Origin of the sequence: Bradyrhizobium sp. (genome assembly GCF_052389815.1) — a bacterium.
In the GTDB taxonomy this organism is placed as follows: domain Bacteria; phylum Pseudomonadota; class Alphaproteobacteria; order Rhizobiales; family Xanthobacteraceae; genus Bradyrhizobium.
On record NZ_JBQTHN010000222.1, the window covers coordinates 1 to 16243 of the forward strand.

Sequence of the window (16243 nt, forward strand, 5' to 3'; positions counted from 1 at the left end):
CCAAGTCGGTGATGTCGGCGCTCGCTGGAATCATGGTGCGCAAGGGCGTGCTGAAGCTGCACGAGCCGGCGCCGATCGCGGCGTGGCAGGGTGCTGACGATCCGAGGCGCGCGATCACGCTCGATCATCTCTTGCGACACACAGCAGGTCTGGCGCTCGGCAGCTCGCTCTCGGCTTCATTGCTTTCCGCGCTCGAGCCGGTCAACCGCATGAAGTTCATGGAAGGCGACATGGCAGCCTATGCCGTCAGCATGCCGCTCGAGACCTCGCCGGGCGCCGCCTGGAACTATCACGACGGCAACACCGTCATCCTCGCGCACCTGATCCGCCAGGCCGCCGGCGGCAGCGCTTCCGACATGATGCGCTTTGCCCAACAGGAGCTGTTCGGCCCGCTCGGCATGCGCCATGTCGTGCTCGAGTTCGACGAAGCGGGCAATGCGGAAGGATCGAGCCAGTTGCTCGCCTCCGCGCGTGACTGGGCGCGGTTCGGCCAGCTCTACCTCGACGACGGCGTTGCCGGCGGCAGGCGCATCCTGCCCGAGGGCTGGGTGAAGTATTCGGCGACGCCAACGCCCGGCGCCTGGGTCGGCCAGGGCGCCGGCTTCTGGACCAATCTCGGCGACAGTTTCGGCGCGACCTACCGCAGCGAACGCGGCATGCCGCGCGATGCCTTCTTCGCCAAGGGTACCCTCGGGCAATATGTCGTGATCGTGCCGTCGGAGAAACTGGTGATCGTGCGGCTCGGCCGTTCGCCGAACTGGCCGCCGGCGGCCGATGGCGTGTTTCAGCTCATCAGCGACGTGATCGTTGCAACAAACGCCCGCGCCAAACTGGCGGCAGGCAACTGACAAAGCTGCGGCTACTGTCGGCCGAGCTGGGTTGCCTTCTCGACGCGGTCGAACCGCTCCAGCGACAGGACCGCATCCGCAAGCTGGTCGGCACGGCCGTTCAGCACGGGGCGGGCGAGCGTCAGGAATTTCTGCTGCATCGCCTGCGCATCCGGGAACGTAGCGGGCTCTCCGGAAGGATCGGCATGGACCCGCTCATGCACGCCGTCGTCGGTAGTGATGGAGACACGCGCGCCGAAGGGGTGGGTGCGGCCGACTTCCAGCCGGTCGTCCTGCACCACGTCGAATTTTTCCGCGAGCGCGTCGACGGCTTTATCGCCGAGGCGGCCGTAGTCGTCCCAGCCGAACGAGCCCTGGTCCAGCGCCACCGCGCCGGTGAAGAACATCGAGAACTGGCCGCCGACGATCGAGGTCGGATGCCGCTTGGTGGCGGCGTCGCCCGTCAGCGTGATGCCGTTGCGGTGCAGGCCGATCTCGACGCGCCTGATCTGGTCGGGCGTCAGATTGTGCTCGCGCCGCATGGCGATCAGCGCGTCGAGCGCGGCATGGGTGTAGCGGCAGCTCGGATACGGCTTCACGCCGATCTTCATGGTCTCGTAGATCTTGCCGAGGCCGGCGGTCGCCTTGTCCGGATGCGCGTCGTCGCTGTAGCCGACCAAAAGGCCATGCTTGCCTTCGACCGACTCGGTCGCGCCGACGAACTCGTTGCGGGCGAGCGTTGCCGCGATCACGCCATTCATCGCGGCGGCGCCGACCTGGTAGCGCTTGTTCCAGGCGCCGTTGACCAGGAACTGCAGCGAGCCCGCGGCCTGGCTGCCGGCAACGCCGAAGGCGGAGACGATCTGCTGCTTCGACAGTCCGAACAGCTTTGCCGCCGCCGCGGCGGAGCCATAGGTTCCTGCGGTGGCGGTCGGGTGAAAACCGCGTGCGTAGTGCGAGGTGGGATCGAGCGCGTTGCCGAGGCGGCAGCACACCTCATAGCCCGCGACGATCGCGGTCAGCACGTCGCGACCGGAGGCGCCGACCATTTCACCTACCGCAAAGGCCGCCGGTACCACCGGTGCGCTCGGATGCAGCGAGGAATCCGCATGGGTGTCGTCGAAATCGAGGGAATGGCCGAGCGCGCCGTTGAGCAGCGCGGCGACCGCCGGCGTCCAGGTCTTGCTGTCGCCGAACACGGTGGACTCGCCCCTCGCGTCGAGCTTGAGCGCTTCCAGCATCTTCAGGAGCGACGGCGTCGATTCCGCTTCGCTGCGCGCGCGGATGGCGCTGCCGAGGAAGTCGAGCGTCAGCACCTTGGCGCGCTCCAGCACCTGCGGCGGGATGTCGGCAAATTTCAGCTCGGCGACATAGCCGGCGAGGGTTGCGGTTTCGTTGGCCATGGCGTTGCCTCTCGTGTCGCCGTCATTGCGAGGAGCGAAGCGACGAAGCAATCCAGTCCTTCCCGACGCGCCTGATGGATTGCTTCGCTTCGCTCGCAATGACGGGGAAAGTATTCTTGGACATTTGGTACGGCCGACGTTTTCAGCCGTCAACACCGCTTCCCGCGGGGCAGACCCCCGCAACTATGCGTCAGGCGGCAACCTGGGCCAGCATGGCGCGGACTACCAGCCGGTGGAACGGCATGATGATCTTCAGATACGTCCGACCCAGCCAGTTGTGGGTCAGCACCAGCGTGGTCGCCGTGACGCTCTGGCGCGCGCCGGCGGTTGCGACGTCGACCACGACGCGGAAGTCGAGATGCTTGTCGTTGAAGCCAGCAACCAAGCGCTCGGGCGTTTCGCTGACGACAGGAAAAATCCCGATAATCTCGCGCGGCGTGCGCTCGACGCCCGATGTCTTCAATCCGAACGGGGCCACCACGATGTTGCGCAGCACCAGCAGCGCGTCGACCCAGCGCGGCGCGCGGGCCATCATGTGTTCTGCGGCCTGGCGGGCATCGAGCGCGGCATTCTCGAGTTCGAGGCGGTAGGCGTCCATGAACTGCGCGCCGGCAAGCAGCGCAGCCGGATCGATTGCGGGCGCCACCTCCTCGACCTTCATGCGCCGAACCGGTTCGCGAGCCGCCGGAAGCGCAAGATCAAGGCTACGGCATACACGGCGGTGCCGCAGGACAGGCCGATCCAAACGCCGACTGCACCGAGGCCGGTCTTGAGTCCGAGCGCGCATGCCAACGTGAACCCGATGCCCCAATAGCTGATCGCGGCCAGAACGAGAGGGATTCGGGTATCGTTGAGGCCGCGCAGTGCGCCCGCCACGATGGTCTGGATCGCGTCGGTGATGAAATAGGTGGTGCCGACCAGCAGCAAGGCCGCCGTGAGCTCGATTGCGCCATGGGTGATCGCGCTGCCGAAGAACAGCCCGGCGATGCCAAAGCGCCAGAGCATCACGAGGATGGTGAGCACCACCGCAAGCGCGATGCCGAGCCACAGCGCGACGTAGCCGGCGCGCCGCACGGCATCGCCATCGCGGCGGCCGACGGCGTGCCCGACCCTGACGGTGGCCGCCATGCCGATGCCGAGCGGCACCATGAACAGGATCGCGGTGACCTGCAGCGCCACCTGGTGCGCGGCGAGCGCCGCCGTGCCGATCAGGCCCATCAGCAGCGCGGCCGCGGAGAACAGGCCGTATTCCATCAGCATCGACAGCGAGATCGGCGCGCCGATCGCGATAAGCAGCCGCAGCAACGGCCAGTCGATGCGCCAGAGCCGCGCCATGACGTGATATTTGCGGAACGGCCGCCGCCACATCACGAAGCAGAGCCCTGCGACGAACGTGCCGATGTTGACGATGGTGGTCGCAAGCCCTGCGCCGAACAGGCCGAGCTTTGGAAATCCCCAGTTGCCGTAGAGCAGGAGGTAGACCAGCAGCGCATTGGCCGGCACGGCGGCGAGCGTGATCCATAGCACCGGCTCCGGCCGGTTGACCGCGCCCATGAAGCTCCGGATGGCGATGAACCACAGTGCGGGCACGAGGCCCCAGACCAAGCCGAAAAGATATTGCTGGCCGAGCCGCGCGGCCTCCGGCGCCTGGCCGAGCGAGAGCAGGATCTGCTCGCCGCGCAGCGGCAGGATCATGGTCGGGATCGATACCAGCAGCGCCGCCCACAGACCGGTGCGCACCGCGCGCCGCACCTGGCGCGGGTCGCGGGCGCCGAAGGCCTGCGCGGCAAGCGGCGCGACCGCCGCGACGAGGCCGAGCCCGAAGGTGAAGGCGATGAAGAACACGGTGTGCCCGAGCGCCGCCGCAGCCACGGCCTCGTCGCCGAGCCGGCCGATGAAGGCGAGGTCGGTCGTCATCATCGCGATCTGGCCGAGCTGCGTCAGCGCCATCGGCGCCGAGAGACGGATCGTCTCCGTCAGCTCGGCAGTCAGATGGTTCTCCGCCGCTGCCGCAATCGGCGCGCGCTCGATCTTGTCGAGAGAAGTCATGGAACAAAAACTGGCAGTTGCGCTGGTCGAAATAGTGGCCGCGAGGCCGGAAACAAAGAGACTTATCCGAGTGCCCGTTCCGGCAGGCGGGTAATTTTGGCGCCGAGCCCGTTGAGGCGGTCCTCGATGCGCTCATAGCCGCGCTCGATCTGGTCGGCGTTGTTGATGGTGGAGGTTCCCTCGGCGCAGACGGCGGCGAGCAGCATGGCCATGCCGGCGCGGATGTCGGGCGAGGTCATCACCGAGCCGCGCAGCCGGCTGGGCCCGGCGACGATGGCGCGATGCGGGTCGCACAGCACGATGCGGCCGCCCATGGCGATCAGCTTGTCGACGAAGAACATCCGGGATTCGAACATCTTCTCGAACATCAGGATGACGCCGTCGCATTGCGTGGCGGTGACGATGGCGATCGACATCAGGTCGGCCGGGAAGGCCGGCCAGGGCTGGTCTTCCAGCTTCGGCACGTGGCCGCCGAAATCGTCGTGGATCTTCATGGACTGGTTGGATGGCACCACGAGGTCGTTACCCTCGACGCCGCAGACGATGCCGAGCCGCTCGAAGCCCATGCGGATCGAGCGCAGATGCTCGACGCCGGCGTTCGCGATGCGCAGCGGCGAGCGGGTCACGGCGGCGAGCCCGATCAGCGAGCCGACCTCGATATGGTCGGGGCCGATGGTGTGCTGCGCCGAGCCGAGCGCGGTGCCGCCCTCGATCACCATGGTATTGGTGCCGATGCCCTCGATCTTCGCGCCGAGCTTGACCAGGAAGTGCGCGAGGTCCTGCACATGCGGCTCGGAGGCGGCGTTGCGCAAGTACGTGGTGCCGCGCGCGGCGACGGCGGCGACCAGCGCATTCTCGGTCGCGGTTACGCTGGGCTCGTCGAGGAAGACGTCGGCGCCCTTCAGCCGCGAGGCACGGAATTCCAGGCGATGGGTGGCGGTCACGGTCGCGCCGAGCTGCTCGAAGGCGAGGAAATGCGTATCCAGCCGCCGGCGGCCGATCACGTCGCCGCCGGGCGGCGGCAGCGCCACCTCGCCACAGCGGGCGAGCAGCGGCCCTGCCAGCAGGATCGAGGCGCGGATGCGCGCGCACAGCTCGGGGTCGAGATCGGCGGCGCGGATTTCCCTGGCGTGGATGAGAAGCGTGTTGCGCGCCTTCCATTCGGCGGAGGCGCCGACCGAGCGCACCAGCTCGACCAGCGTCTCGGTGTCGCGGATGCGCGGCACGTTATCCAGCGTGACGGGATGCTCGGTGAGCAGGGCGGCCGCGATGATCGGCAGCGCCGAGTTCTTGTTGCCGGACGGCTCGATCGTGCCGGAAAGGCGCTGGCCGCCCTCGACAATATACTGGATGGGCGGCACGGCTGTTCCTACACTCTACACATCGACATTGGCGCTCAGCGAATTATCCTGAATGAATTCGCGGCGCGGTTCAACCACGTCGCCCATCAGCTTGGTGAAGATGTCGTCGGCCTCGTCGACCTCCTTGACCTTCACCTGGAGCAGCGAGCGTGCTTCGCTGTCCAGCGTGGTCTCCCACAGCTGGCCCGGGTTCATCTCGCCGAGGCCTTTGTAACGCTGCAGCGCGACGCCCTTGCGGCCGCTTTCGGTCACCGCCTCGAACAGGCCGATCGGGCCGTGGATGGCGGTCTCGCTGTCCTTGCGGCGAAGCAGGCCGGGCCTCGGATAGGTCGCCTGAAGCTCGGCGGCATATTCGTCCAGCTTGCGCGCGTCGGCCGAGCCGAGCAGGGCATCGTCGATGATGGCGACGTCCTTGACGCCGCGCACGGTGCGCTCGAAGAAGAATCCCTCGCCTTCGCTGAAGCGTCCTGTCCAGCCGCGTTCGACTTCATCGGCCAGGGCGTCGAGGCGCTTGGCGATGTAATCGGCGGCGGCATTGGCGGTGGCGACGTCGCCCGTGATCCTCGGCGAGAGCACGCCGGCAATGGCAGCCTGCTCGACCACCTTGCGATTATAGCGGCTGTGCAGGCTGCGCAGCACGTTGCGGATCACGCGGGCATCTTCCACCAGCGTGCGCAGGTCGCGGCCGCTGCGCTCCTCGCCGGAGGCGAGCTTGAGCACGCAATCGTCGAGGCCGGTCTCGATCAGATAGTCCTCCAGCGCGCGCTCGTCCTTCAGGTACTGCTCGGACTTGCCGCGCGTCACCTTGTAGAGCGGCGGCTGCGCGATGTAGAGGTAGCCGCCCTCGATCAGCGTAGGCATCTGCCGGAAGAAGAACGTCAGCAGCAGCGTGCGGATATGCGCGCCGTCGACGTCGGCGTCGGTCATCAGGATGATCTTGTGGTAGCGCAGCTTCGACAGGTCGAAGTCCTCGCGGCCGATACCGGTGCCGAGCGCGGTGATCAGGGTGCCGATCTGCTCGGAGCTCAGCATCTTGTCGAAGCGCGCGCGCTCGACATTGAGGATCTTGCCGCGCAGCGGCAGCACGGCCTGGAATTCGCGGTTGCGGCCCTGCTTGGCGCTGCCGCCGGCCGAGTCGCCCTCGACGATGAACAGCTCCGACTTGGCGGGATCCTTTTCCTGGCAGTCGGCGAGCTTGCCGGGCAGCGAGGCGACGTCGAGCGCGCCCTTGCGCCGGGTCAGCTCGCGCGCCTTGCGGGCGGCTTCGCGGGCGGCGGCGGCTTCCACCACCTTGCCGACGATCGTCCTGGCTTCGGCCGGGTGCTCCTCGAACCATGCGGCGAGCGCCTCGTTGATGACGTTCTCGACCACGGGGCGCACTTCCGAGGACACCAGCTTGTCCTTGGTCTGCGACGAAAACTTGGGATCCGGCACCTTCACCGACAGCACGGCGGTCAGGCCCTCGCGGCAGTCGTCGCCGGTCAGCGCCACCTTGTCGCGCTTGGCGTTGGCGTCGGCATAGCTGGTGACCTGGCGGGTCAGCGCGCCGCGGAAGCCGGCCAGATGGGTGCCGCCGTCGCGCTGCGGGATGTTGTTGGTGAAGCACAGCACGTTCTCGTGGTAGCTGTCGTTCCACCACAGCGCGGCTTCCACGCCGATGCCGTTCATCTCGGTGCGCACCATGATCGGCGCCGGCACGATCGCCTTCTTGTTGCGGTCGAGATATTTCACGAATTCCTCGACGCCGCCGTCGTAACGCATCGTCTCGCGCTTCTCGACCGCGTGGCGCTGGTCCGACAGCACGATGTTGACGCCGGAATTGAGGAAGGCGAGCTCGCGCAGGCGATGCTCGAGCGTGGCGAAATCGTATTCGACGCTGGAGAACGTCTGCTTTGAGGCGAGGAAGGTCACCTCGGTGCCGCGCTTGCCGTTGGCCTCGCCGACCACCTTGAGCGGCGCCACCGTCTCGCCATGGGCGAACTCGATGAAATGCTCCTTGCCGTCGCGCCAGACGCGCAGCTGCAGCTTGCTCGACAATGCGTTGACGACGGAGACGCCGACGCCGTGCAGGCCGCCGGAAACCTTGTAGGAATTCTGGTCGAATTTGCCGCCGGCATGCAGCTGGGTCATGATGACCTCGGCCGCCGAGACGCCTTCGCCCTTGTGAATGTCGACGGGAATGCCGCGGCCGTCGTCGCGCACCGTCACCGAACCGTCCGCGTTGAGGACGACCTCGACCGCGGTGGCGTGGCCGGCCAGCGCCTCGTCGATGGCGTTGTCGACCACTTCGTAGACCATGTGGTGCAGGCCGGAACCATCGTCGGTGTCGCCGATATACATGCCCGGCCGCTTGCGAACGGCATCGAGGCCCTTCAGCACCCGGATCGACTCCGCGCCATATTCGACGGGAATGGAATGCTCGGTGTCGGCGACGGGTTGCCGGGCAGGTTCTGTCATGTGAGGCCTTGAGAGGATGTTTCGAATCAGCCGCGCAAGACGAGGCGCTGAGTCATGCCATTTGTGCCACGAAAGAGGCGTTGCGCCTAGCGCAAAGTCTGGGTGAATAAAGCATTGAACAGATAGGCTTTTTTGCCCCTGTTTCAAGCCCGCGAAAGGCCGATTCCGGGAGCTCAAGAAAGCGCGATTCGCCGGCCGGTTCCGCCTGCGAAACGGTCGATTTCGCAAGTCCGGGATCCGCGCTTGCGGGCCGCGTGAGCGGTCCGGCCGCGCGTGCCGTTAATCGGAAATCGTTAGCCGCCTCGCGCAATCTGTCCGGCCTCGACTTCGAAAATCTCGCCCGACGCGGCGATCTCGGCGAAGGCGGCGGGATCGGCGCCGGTCATCCAGACCTGCGCGCCGAGCTTTGCGAGCTCGTCGAACAGCGCTCGACGCCGGTTGGGGTCGAGATGCGCCACCACTTCGTCGAGCAGCAGGAGAGGCACGATGCCGGTCATCTCGGCGACGAGGCTGGCGTGTGCCAGCACGAGACCGATCAGCAGCGCCTTCTGCTCGCCGGTCGAGGCCTCGCGCGCCGGCATCTTCTTCGGGGCGTAGACGACCTGCAGGTCGGTGAGATGCGGGCCGTCCAGCGTGCGCCCGGCGGCCGCATCGCGCGCGCGGCTGCCGCGCAGGGTCTCGCGGTAGCGGTCCTCCACGGACGTGGCGGGCTCGGCGACCAGCGCGTTTTCCATCCAGCCGTCGAGCGCAATCTCGGCGGACGGGAACGGCGAGCCGGCGCCGCGGCTGCGCAGCATTTCGGCAAGCTTGGCCAGCGTCTGGCTGCGGGTGGCGGCGACCGCCACGGCGAGCTCGGCGGTTTCGCGCTCGATGGCGTCGCACCAGTGGTCGTCGTAGTTGCGTACTTCGAGCAGGCGATTGCGCGAGCGCAAGCTGCGCTCCAGCGCGGAGACGCGGCTGGAATGCTCACTGTCGATGGCGAGCACCAGGCGATCGAAGAAGCGCCGCCGCTCGGAAGCGGCGCCCATGAACAGCCCGTCCATCGCCGGCGTCAGCCACACCATGCGCAAGTGATCGCCGAAGGCGGTGGCCGAGCCGACCGGCTCGCGGTCGATGCGGCAGCGGCGCGTGGTGCTACTGGCCTCGCCCTGCGGCGCGTCGATGCCGGTGCCGAGGGTGGCAAGCCCGAGCGCGCCCTCGACCTCGGCGGAGACCGCCCAGGAGCCGTCGCCCTGGTTGTCGGCGACATCCTCCAGCGTGGCGCGGCGGAGGCCCCGTCCGGGCGAGAGGAACGAGATCGCCTCCAGGCAATTGGTTTTCCCCGCGCCGTTCGGCCCGACCAGCGCCACCACGTCGCCGCGCGCGGAAACGCTCGCCGCGCGATAATTGCGGAAATGCGTCAGCGACAGGCGGCGGATGCGGGAGGGGGTCATTATCTCGTCATTGCCGGGCTTGACCCGGCAATCCATCGTCCGCGTCAGCGGACAATTTCATCATATAGGTCTCGCCAGTCAGGGTTGTTCGCAACGATCAAATCGATCTTCCACTCACGAGACCAGTGTTTGATGTTCTTTTCGCGTTGAAGGGCTGCAGCGATGGTGTCATGCGCTTCGAAGTAAACCAATTTCTTGACGCCGTATCGCTTGGTGAAGCTCTCCGCCAAGCCCTCTCGATGCTCATAGACGCGCCGCACCAAATTGTTTGTGACGCCGACGTACAGCGTTCCGCCCGGTTTGCTAGCCAGTATGTAGACCCAATAGGTCATTTGTTTTGATGGATTGCCGGGTCAAGCCCGGCAATGACAAGTCCCTACACCCGCATCGGCATCAGCACGTAGAGTGCGCCCTTGTTGTCGCGGTCCTGCACCAGCGTCGGCGAGCCGGGATCGGCGAGCTTCAGCACTGCGACCTCGCCCTCGATCTGGGCCGCGATATCGAGCAGGTAGCGCGAGTTGAAGCCGATATCGAGCGGGTCGGAGGCGTATTCGACTTCGAGCTCTTCGGTGGCGGACCCGGAATCCGGATTGGTTACCGACAGCACCAGCTTGCCGGCGGACAGCGCCAGCTTCACCGCGCGGCCGCGCTCGCTGGAAATGGTGGAGACGCGGTCGACGGCGGCCTCGAAATCCTTCTTGTCGACCACGAGCTCCTTGTCGTTGTTCTGCGGAATGACGCGGCCGTAGTCGGGGAAGGTGCCGTCGATCAGCTTCGAGGTCAGCACCACGTTGCCGATGGTGAAGCGGATCTTGCCCTGCGAAAGCTCGATGCCGATTTCGGCCTCGGTGTCCTCGATCAGGCGCTGCACCTCGCCGACGGTCTTGCGCGGCACGATCACGCCGGGCATGCCGGAAGCGCCCTTGGGCAGCGCCAGATCGATCTGCGCCAGGCGATGGCCGTCGGTGGCGACCCCGCGCAGCGTCGGCGCCTTGGCGCTCCCTGCGGTGTGCAGATAGATGCCGTTGAGGTAGTAGCGCGTCTCCTCGGTCGAGATCGCAAACTGCGAGCGGTCGATCAGCCGCTTGAGGTCGGCGGCGGGCAGCGTGAACGAATGCGTCATGTCGCTGGCCGCCAGATCCGGGAAGTCGCTCTCCGGCAGCGTCTGCAGCGTGAAGCGCGAGCGGCCGGCGCGGATCGCCATCACCGAGCGGTCGCCGTCGCCTTCCAGCACGATCTGGGAGCCGTCGGGCAGCTTGCGCACGATATCGTAGAACATGTGCGCCGGCACGGTGGTGGAGCCGCCGGTTCCACTTTCCGCCGCCAGCGTCTCCGTCACCTCGAGGTCGAGATCGGTCGCCTTCAGTGAAAGCTTCGAGCTTTCGGCGCGCACCAGTACGTTGCCGAGGATCGGAATGGTGTTGCGGCGTTCGACCACGCGATGCACGTGGCCCAGCGATTTCAGGAGCTGCGCACGCTCGACGGTAACCTTCATAGCAATATCCGCCCGATCCCTGAGATGGAAAAGCCGGGCGGCCGGCAGGCGCGCCGCGGCGTTTGGAAACCCGAAAAGCCGGTCAATTGCGAATTTGACCAAACCTCCGGGGGGACCGCAAGGTGGCGCGGAAGGGCCGCAAGTTCAAGGGAAAGGCGAGCAAATTTCCGCGTTTTACAGCGGATTTGCGCCCGTCCCCGGCCATCGCCGGGGAGGGCCCGGAGCGGGCTTATTCCTGCAGCTGGCGCTTCAGCGATTCGACCTCGTCGGACAGCGCCGTATCCCTGGCGACCAGTGCCTCGATCTTGCGCACGGCGTGCAACACGGTGGTGTGGTCCCTGCCACCGAAGCGCCGGCCGATCTCGGGCAGCGAGCGCAGCGTCAGCGTTTTCGCAAGGTACATCGCGACCTGACGGGGGCGGACTACATTGGCGGTGCGCCGCGAGGAGAGCAGGTCGGAGCGGCTGACATTGTATTGCCGCGCCACCACGCGCTGAATGTCCTCGATCTTGATGCGCTTGGGTTCCTGCGGCCGGATCAGGTCGCGCACCTCGCGCTCGGCCATGTCAAGCGTCACCGGCTGGTTGTTGAGCTTGGAATGCGCCAGCAGGCGGTTGATGGCGCCTTCGAGGTCGCGGCCGTTATGGGTGATGGTGCGCGCCAGATAATCCAGCACCTGGTCGGGCACGTCGAAGCTTGCGTGATGGGCGCGGGCCGCTGCGACGCGCGACCTCAGAATGCCGAGCCGCAGTTCCTCGCCGAGCGAGCCCATCTCCACCACGAGGCCGCCGGCAAGGCGCGAGCGCACGCGGTCGTCGAGGCTCTCGAGATCGGACGGCGGGCGGTCGGCGGCGATCACCACCTGGCGACCGGCATCGATCAGCGCGTTCAGGGTGTGGCAGAACTCGGCCTGCGTCGACTTGCCCTGCAGGAACTGCAGGTCGTCGATCACGAGCACGTCGATGCCGCGCAGCGCTTCCTTGAAGGCCAGCGCCGTCTGCGTCTTCAGCGCGGCGACGAAGCCATACATGAATTTCTCGGCAGTCAGGTACAGCACCTTGCGCTCGCCGGCGGCATTGCCGGCCCAGGTCACTGCCTGCAGCAGATGCGTCTTGCCGAGGCCGACGCCGGCATGGATGTAGAGCGGGTTGAACATCACGGCATCGCCGCGGCGCCCTTCGGCGACCTGGCGCGCGGCGGCGTGCGCCAGCGTGTTGGAGCGGCCGACCACGAAACTTGCAAAGGTCAGGCGCGGATCGAGCGGCGAGCCGCCGAGCGCGTCATGGCTGGCGGACACCGGCGCGGTTGCGACCGCGCGCAGTTCCTGCATCGGACGCGCCTCGCTCCGCTCGGCACGGCGTGCCTCAACCGGCGCGATTGCCTCCTTGGTGGGCGTCGCCGCGCGCATCGCCGAGCGCACCGTGAGGTCGATGCGATGAACCTCCGGCATCTCGGCCTGCCAGGCCGACAGCACCCGCTCGGCGTAATGGGCCTGGATCCAGCTCTTCAAGAACCGCGTCGGCACCGACAGATGTACGCTCTCGTCCTGCACACCTTCGAGATCCATCCGCGCAAACCAGCTGGTGTAGACGTCCTCGCCGACACTCGACCGCAACCTGCCCTTCACCCGCGACCAGCGATCCTGTTCCATGTTTGTCATTGTCGAAAACTTTTCTCAAAGAGGAATACCGTGGTGTGAAATCGCCGTGCATGTTTGATGCCGCACGGCGCGACCTCGATCGGAAAACGACTTCTCTCGGGCATAGATCGGCCGTGCGGCGAAAATGCCGCCGAGCTCAAATCATCCACTGAAAGAAAGAGTCGCCTCGAGAGGTCAGCGCGTACTCGACGGTCTTTCCGGAGCAGGCGTATGGCACTGGGCAGAGCAAGGACCGAGGTCGGCAAGTACGGGTCGGTTGGAGAAATGCGTTTGGTTCAATGCCGCGCAGATTCCGTAAAGCATGCTACCTCCCCCTCCCGCCGCGACAGATCGCGGCGAGTCGTCATGTCGCCAGTGATTCAACTTCAGTCCGCCGCAGCCGAACATCGTGATGTCCGGCGCCGCTACGCCGCGTACCTCAGTCCGTTGTCAACCTGCCTGGGCTTCGCGTTCCTCGCCGCTGCTTTGGTCCGGTGCGTCCTTTCCCTCGTACCAAGCGCAAGTTGCGCTCGGGAAAATTTTGGACACAGGACAGCCGTTCTCATATTGCTATGAGTTTACGAACCCAGCTTCGCTTGGAAAGCGTCGCTACGCGCACACCGCCGCCGATCTGCGCGTCCGCTCAAGGTTCTCAAACCGCGCTGGCCTGGAAGAACCGCTGAACGCCGCGAGCGATTTAATAACTACACCATGGTGCAGTTCTGACAATCACGGAATCTCACGGAGCCGGTGACTCTTGCCGACTGTTGCAACGCTGCACGCGTCGGGCTCGAAACCAATCCGTTGAATCGTCGTGCAGATTCCTGCGTGTGACAATTCAGGCAGCGCGCGCAAAAATTTTCGCAAAATTTTCACGTTCGCTGCTTCGCAAGGCGGTTTTCAAAATGAGTGCGACCGCTATGTGGATAAGTGATTAGCGAAACGAAGTTTTTCGCGATTGAATTTTCGGGTAACCCGCGCGGCGTCGCCGGTCGCTGTTGCAAGTTAGCCCTGTGGCGCGCGGCTTTCTCGCACGTGCGCAATAGATCACCGTGTTCCCGTGGAACTACGGTTGACCGCAAAAAACATCTTAGGATCAGACTATGACACGCGAAGCTTCGATCAGCAATCGCGAGTGCGGAAACGCGTGCCATAAAAAAGAAAGGCCCGGCGAACCGGGCCTTTGACGAATTTCTCTTTTTATCAGTTCTCGGTCCGGCTCACTTGCCGAGCTTCGCGATCTGATGCGTCAGGCGCGAGACCTTGCGGTTCGCGTTGTTGCGGTGAATGATGTTGTGCTGGGCCGCCTTCATCAGCTCCGGCTCGGCGCGCTTCATCGCCGTGGCCGCCGCATTGCGGTCGCCGCTCTTGATCGCTTCCTCGACGGTGCGCACCGCGGTGCGTAGCTTGGTCCGGCGCGCCTTGTTGACGACGGTGCGGCGGGCAATCTTGCGGGTCGCCTTCTTGGCGGAAGTCGTATTGGCCATCTCTTCAAATATCCTTCGACGGGCACCGATCACGGCTGGCCGGGCTTTGGCTCTCGCCCCGGCGCTCCAATCTCGCAATCGACGCTGATATGTGTTCCGGTGTTCTCTGGAGAATGCGAAGGCCGGAGCAGACTTTGCTCACGGGGCGCAGCGCCGCTCAAAGAACAGCGGCGGCGGGATTGCGCCCGCCGCCATTGGCCGGTCTTATAGAGGGCGTACCGGCAACCGTCAACGCTTTCCGGGGCGCCCAGGCCGCCGGGAAGGCCTCCGGGACCGCCGGATAAGGTGCTGAAGTGGTTGAATTTCTCATGTCGCCCCGGTATTGGCTGACGCCATTTCAGGGCCTGCAATATCGAAGGTGATGCATGATCCGCGGTTTCTTCCGACTGATCGGGCTGTTGCTGCTGGCCGGCGGATTCATATTCGTGGTCTATGACGGTGCCCGCTGGGTCGCCGACCAGACCCTGCGTTTCACCCGGTTCGGCCAGTTCTGGAACGACATCCACCAGTCCAGCCAGCAGGCCTTCCGGACCTGGGTCGAGGCCAACGTGCCCTGGCTCTGGAACAGCGTGGTCAAGGTGGTGCTGGACCAGCCGGTCTTTGCCGTCATGGGCGTTCTCGGCATCGTGCTGATGATCCTGTTCCGGCCGCGCAAACCCCTGATCGGCTATTCCCGGGACTGATCCATCCGCGCCTTTGCCGTAACGGGACTGCCAAGGCTCGCGTAACGACATATATAGATGTCACGCGGCCCTGGCCGTTCGCGCCTCGGCCAAAAGTCCCCGCCTGGAGGTAGTCCATGTTCTTCATGCGAAAGACCACCGCGCTGCCGAGCGCGAGCGAGGCGTTGCCAGGCCGCGCCACGCCGATCCCGACCGCCACGCGCCATTTCGTCAACGGGCGTGCGATCCTGCCGCCTTATCCCGAAGGTCTCGAGCAGGCGGTGTTCGCGCTGGGCTGCTTCTGGGGCGCGGAGCGAAAATTCTGGGAGCTCGGCGAGGGCATCTTCACGACCGCCGTCGGCTATGCCGGCGGCCACACCCCGAACCCGACCTATGAAGAGGTCTGCTCGGGCCGCACCGGCCACACCGAGGTGGTGCTGGTCGTGTTCGATCCGAAGCAGGTCTCTTACGAGAAACTGCTGAAGACCTTCTGGGAAAATCACAACCCGACGCAGGGCATGCGCCAGGGCAACGACGTCGGCACGCAATATCGCTCGGCGATCTACACCTTCAGCGCAGCGCAGAAGCAGGCCGCCGACGCCTCGAAGGCGATGTATCAGAAGGCGCTCTCGGCCAAGGGCCTCGGCGCCATCACGACCGAGATTGCGCAGGCCGGTCCGTTCTATTTCGCCGAGGACTATCATCAGCAATATCTCGCCAAGAATCCGGCGGGTTATTGCGGGCTCGGCGGCACCGGCGTGTCGTGCCCGATCGGCGTCGGCGTCAACGCGGCGTAACGCTTGATCTTCGCCTCTCCCCGCGCTTGTCGCGCCGCAGCCTTGGCGAAGGCGGAATGCGGGGAGAGGGAGCCATCGCTCAAAAACCATTTGTTAACCATAACGGGTGCAAGACTAGGGCTGTCTGGCTTTGAGGGATGGCTCCGGTGCGGGTTGTGCGCGCGTTTCGTCTGCCGATCATCGCCGCCATGACCGCGCTTGCGCTGTCGGGCTGCATGCGCAGAACCGCGCCCGTGGCCGTGGCCCCGCAATCCAGCCTCGATGCCATCGCCTATGCGGGACCTGCGCCCGTTCCGGTCGCCTATGCGGCCGCGGTGCCCGCGCCCTACGACATGCCCTATCACCTCGATGCCGGCGACAGGCTGCGCGTCGTGGTCTACGGCCAGGAGGGCCTCACCAACACCTATGCGATCAGTGCCGGCGGCAGCATCACCATGCCCCTGATCGGCGCGGTGCCCGCGCGCGGCCGCACGCCGCAGGGCCTCGCCGGCGACATCTCCGCGCGACTGCGCAACGGCTTCATCCGCGAGCCCTCCGTCGCGGTCGAAATCGAGTCCTACCGCCCGTTCTTCATCCTCGGTGAGGTGCAGGCGCCAGGCCAGTATCCTTACGTGCCCAACATGACCGCCGAAA

General features: G+C 65.7%; 14 protein-coding genes. 4 read left to right on the plus strand and 10 right to left on the minus strand.

Features of this window, described 5'->3' with window-relative positions; all coding sequences use genetic code 11:
* Positions 1-848 (plus strand): serine hydrolase domain-containing protein (locus ACT4OC_RS29640; protein ID WP_444842616.1); only part of this gene is annotated, 848 nt, incomplete at its 5' end.
* 11 nt (positions 849-859) lie between these two features.
* Here ACT4OC_RS29640 and ACT4OC_RS29645 read toward each other — a convergent pair.
* The 10 genes from ACT4OC_RS29645 to rpsT form a co-directional block, all read right to left on the minus strand.
* Positions 860-2230, minus strand: a complete 1371-nt coding sequence (locus tag ACT4OC_RS29645; protein ID WP_444842617.1) for an MmgE/PrpD family protein — start codon at positions 2228-2230, stop codon at positions 860-862.
* A 190-nt stretch (positions 2231-2420) separates the two neighbouring features.
* Positions 2421-2891, minus strand: a complete 471-nt coding sequence (locus tag ACT4OC_RS29650) for a DUF2867 domain-containing protein (RefSeq protein WP_444842618.1) — start codon at positions 2889-2891, stop codon at positions 2421-2423.
* A complete protein-coding gene (locus tag ACT4OC_RS29655; RefSeq protein ID WP_444842619.1) occupies positions 2888-4279 on the minus strand; it encodes an MATE family efflux transporter in 1392 nt (463 codons plus the stop codon). Before ACT4OC_RS29655 ends, ACT4OC_RS29650 begins: the two co-directional genes overlap by 4 nt.
* Before the next feature lie 62 nt (positions 4280-4341).
* Positions 4342-5640: a UDP-N-acetylglucosamine 1-carboxyvinyltransferase gene (gene murA / locus ACT4OC_RS29660; RefSeq protein ID WP_444842620.1), complete on the minus strand. Its 1299-nt coding sequence runs from the start codon at positions 5638-5640 to the stop codon at positions 4342-4344.
* Between the two features lie 15 nt (positions 5641-5655).
* Positions 5656-8097: a DNA topoisomerase (ATP-hydrolyzing) subunit B gene (gyrB, locus tag ACT4OC_RS29665; protein WP_444842621.1), complete on the minus strand. Its 2442-nt coding sequence runs from the start codon at positions 8095-8097 to the stop codon at positions 5656-5658.
* Between the two features lie 293 nt (positions 8098-8390).
* A complete protein-coding gene (gene recF / locus ACT4OC_RS29670) occupies positions 8391-9530 on the minus strand; it encodes a DNA replication/repair protein RecF (protein WP_444842622.1) in 1140 nt (379 codons plus the stop codon).
* A 44-nt stretch (positions 9531-9574) separates the two neighbouring features.
* Positions 9575-9862 carry a GIY-YIG nuclease family protein gene (locus tag ACT4OC_RS29675; protein ID WP_444842623.1) on the minus strand — a complete coding sequence of 96 codons (288 nt, stop codon included), beginning with the start codon at positions 9860-9862 and terminating at the stop codon, positions 9575-9577.
* Positions 9863-9906: 44 nt separating this feature from the next.
* Positions 9907-11025, minus strand: a complete 1119-nt coding sequence (gene dnaN, locus ACT4OC_RS29680) for a DNA polymerase III subunit beta (RefSeq protein ID WP_444842624.1) — start codon at positions 11023-11025, stop codon at positions 9907-9909.
* A gap of 229 nt (positions 11026-11254) precedes the next feature.
* Positions 11255-12685 (minus strand): chromosomal replication initiator protein DnaA, encoded by a 1431-nt coding sequence (dnaA, locus tag ACT4OC_RS29685; protein ID WP_444842625.1) that lies wholly within the window; start codon positions 12683-12685, stop codon positions 11255-11257.
* A 1199-nt stretch (positions 12686-13884) separates the two neighbouring features.
* The gene (gene rpsT, locus ACT4OC_RS29690) at positions 13885-14151 is read right to left on the minus strand and encodes a 30S ribosomal protein S20 (protein WP_444842626.1); all 267 of its coding nucleotides are present in this window, start codon (positions 14149-14151) and stop codon (positions 13885-13887) included.
* 365 nt (positions 14152-14516) lie between these two features.
* On the opposite strand from rpsT, the gene ACT4OC_RS29695 reads away from it, so the two are divergent.
* The 3 genes from ACT4OC_RS29695 to ACT4OC_RS29705 all read left to right on the plus strand — a co-directional run.
* Positions 14517-14834: a hypothetical protein gene (locus tag ACT4OC_RS29695; RefSeq protein ID WP_444842627.1), complete on the plus strand. Its 318-nt coding sequence runs from the start codon at positions 14517-14519 to the stop codon at positions 14832-14834.
* A gap of 116 nt (positions 14835-14950) precedes the next feature.
* The gene (gene msrA, locus ACT4OC_RS29700; RefSeq protein ID WP_444842628.1) at positions 14951-15610 is read left to right on the plus strand and encodes a peptide-methionine (S)-S-oxide reductase MsrA; all 660 of its coding nucleotides are present in this window, start codon (positions 14951-14953) and stop codon (positions 15608-15610) included.
* A 137-nt stretch (positions 15611-15747) separates the two neighbouring features.
* The coding region (locus ACT4OC_RS29705) for a polysaccharide biosynthesis/export family protein (RefSeq protein WP_444842629.1) at positions 15748-16243 on the plus strand (496 nt) is incomplete at its 3' end.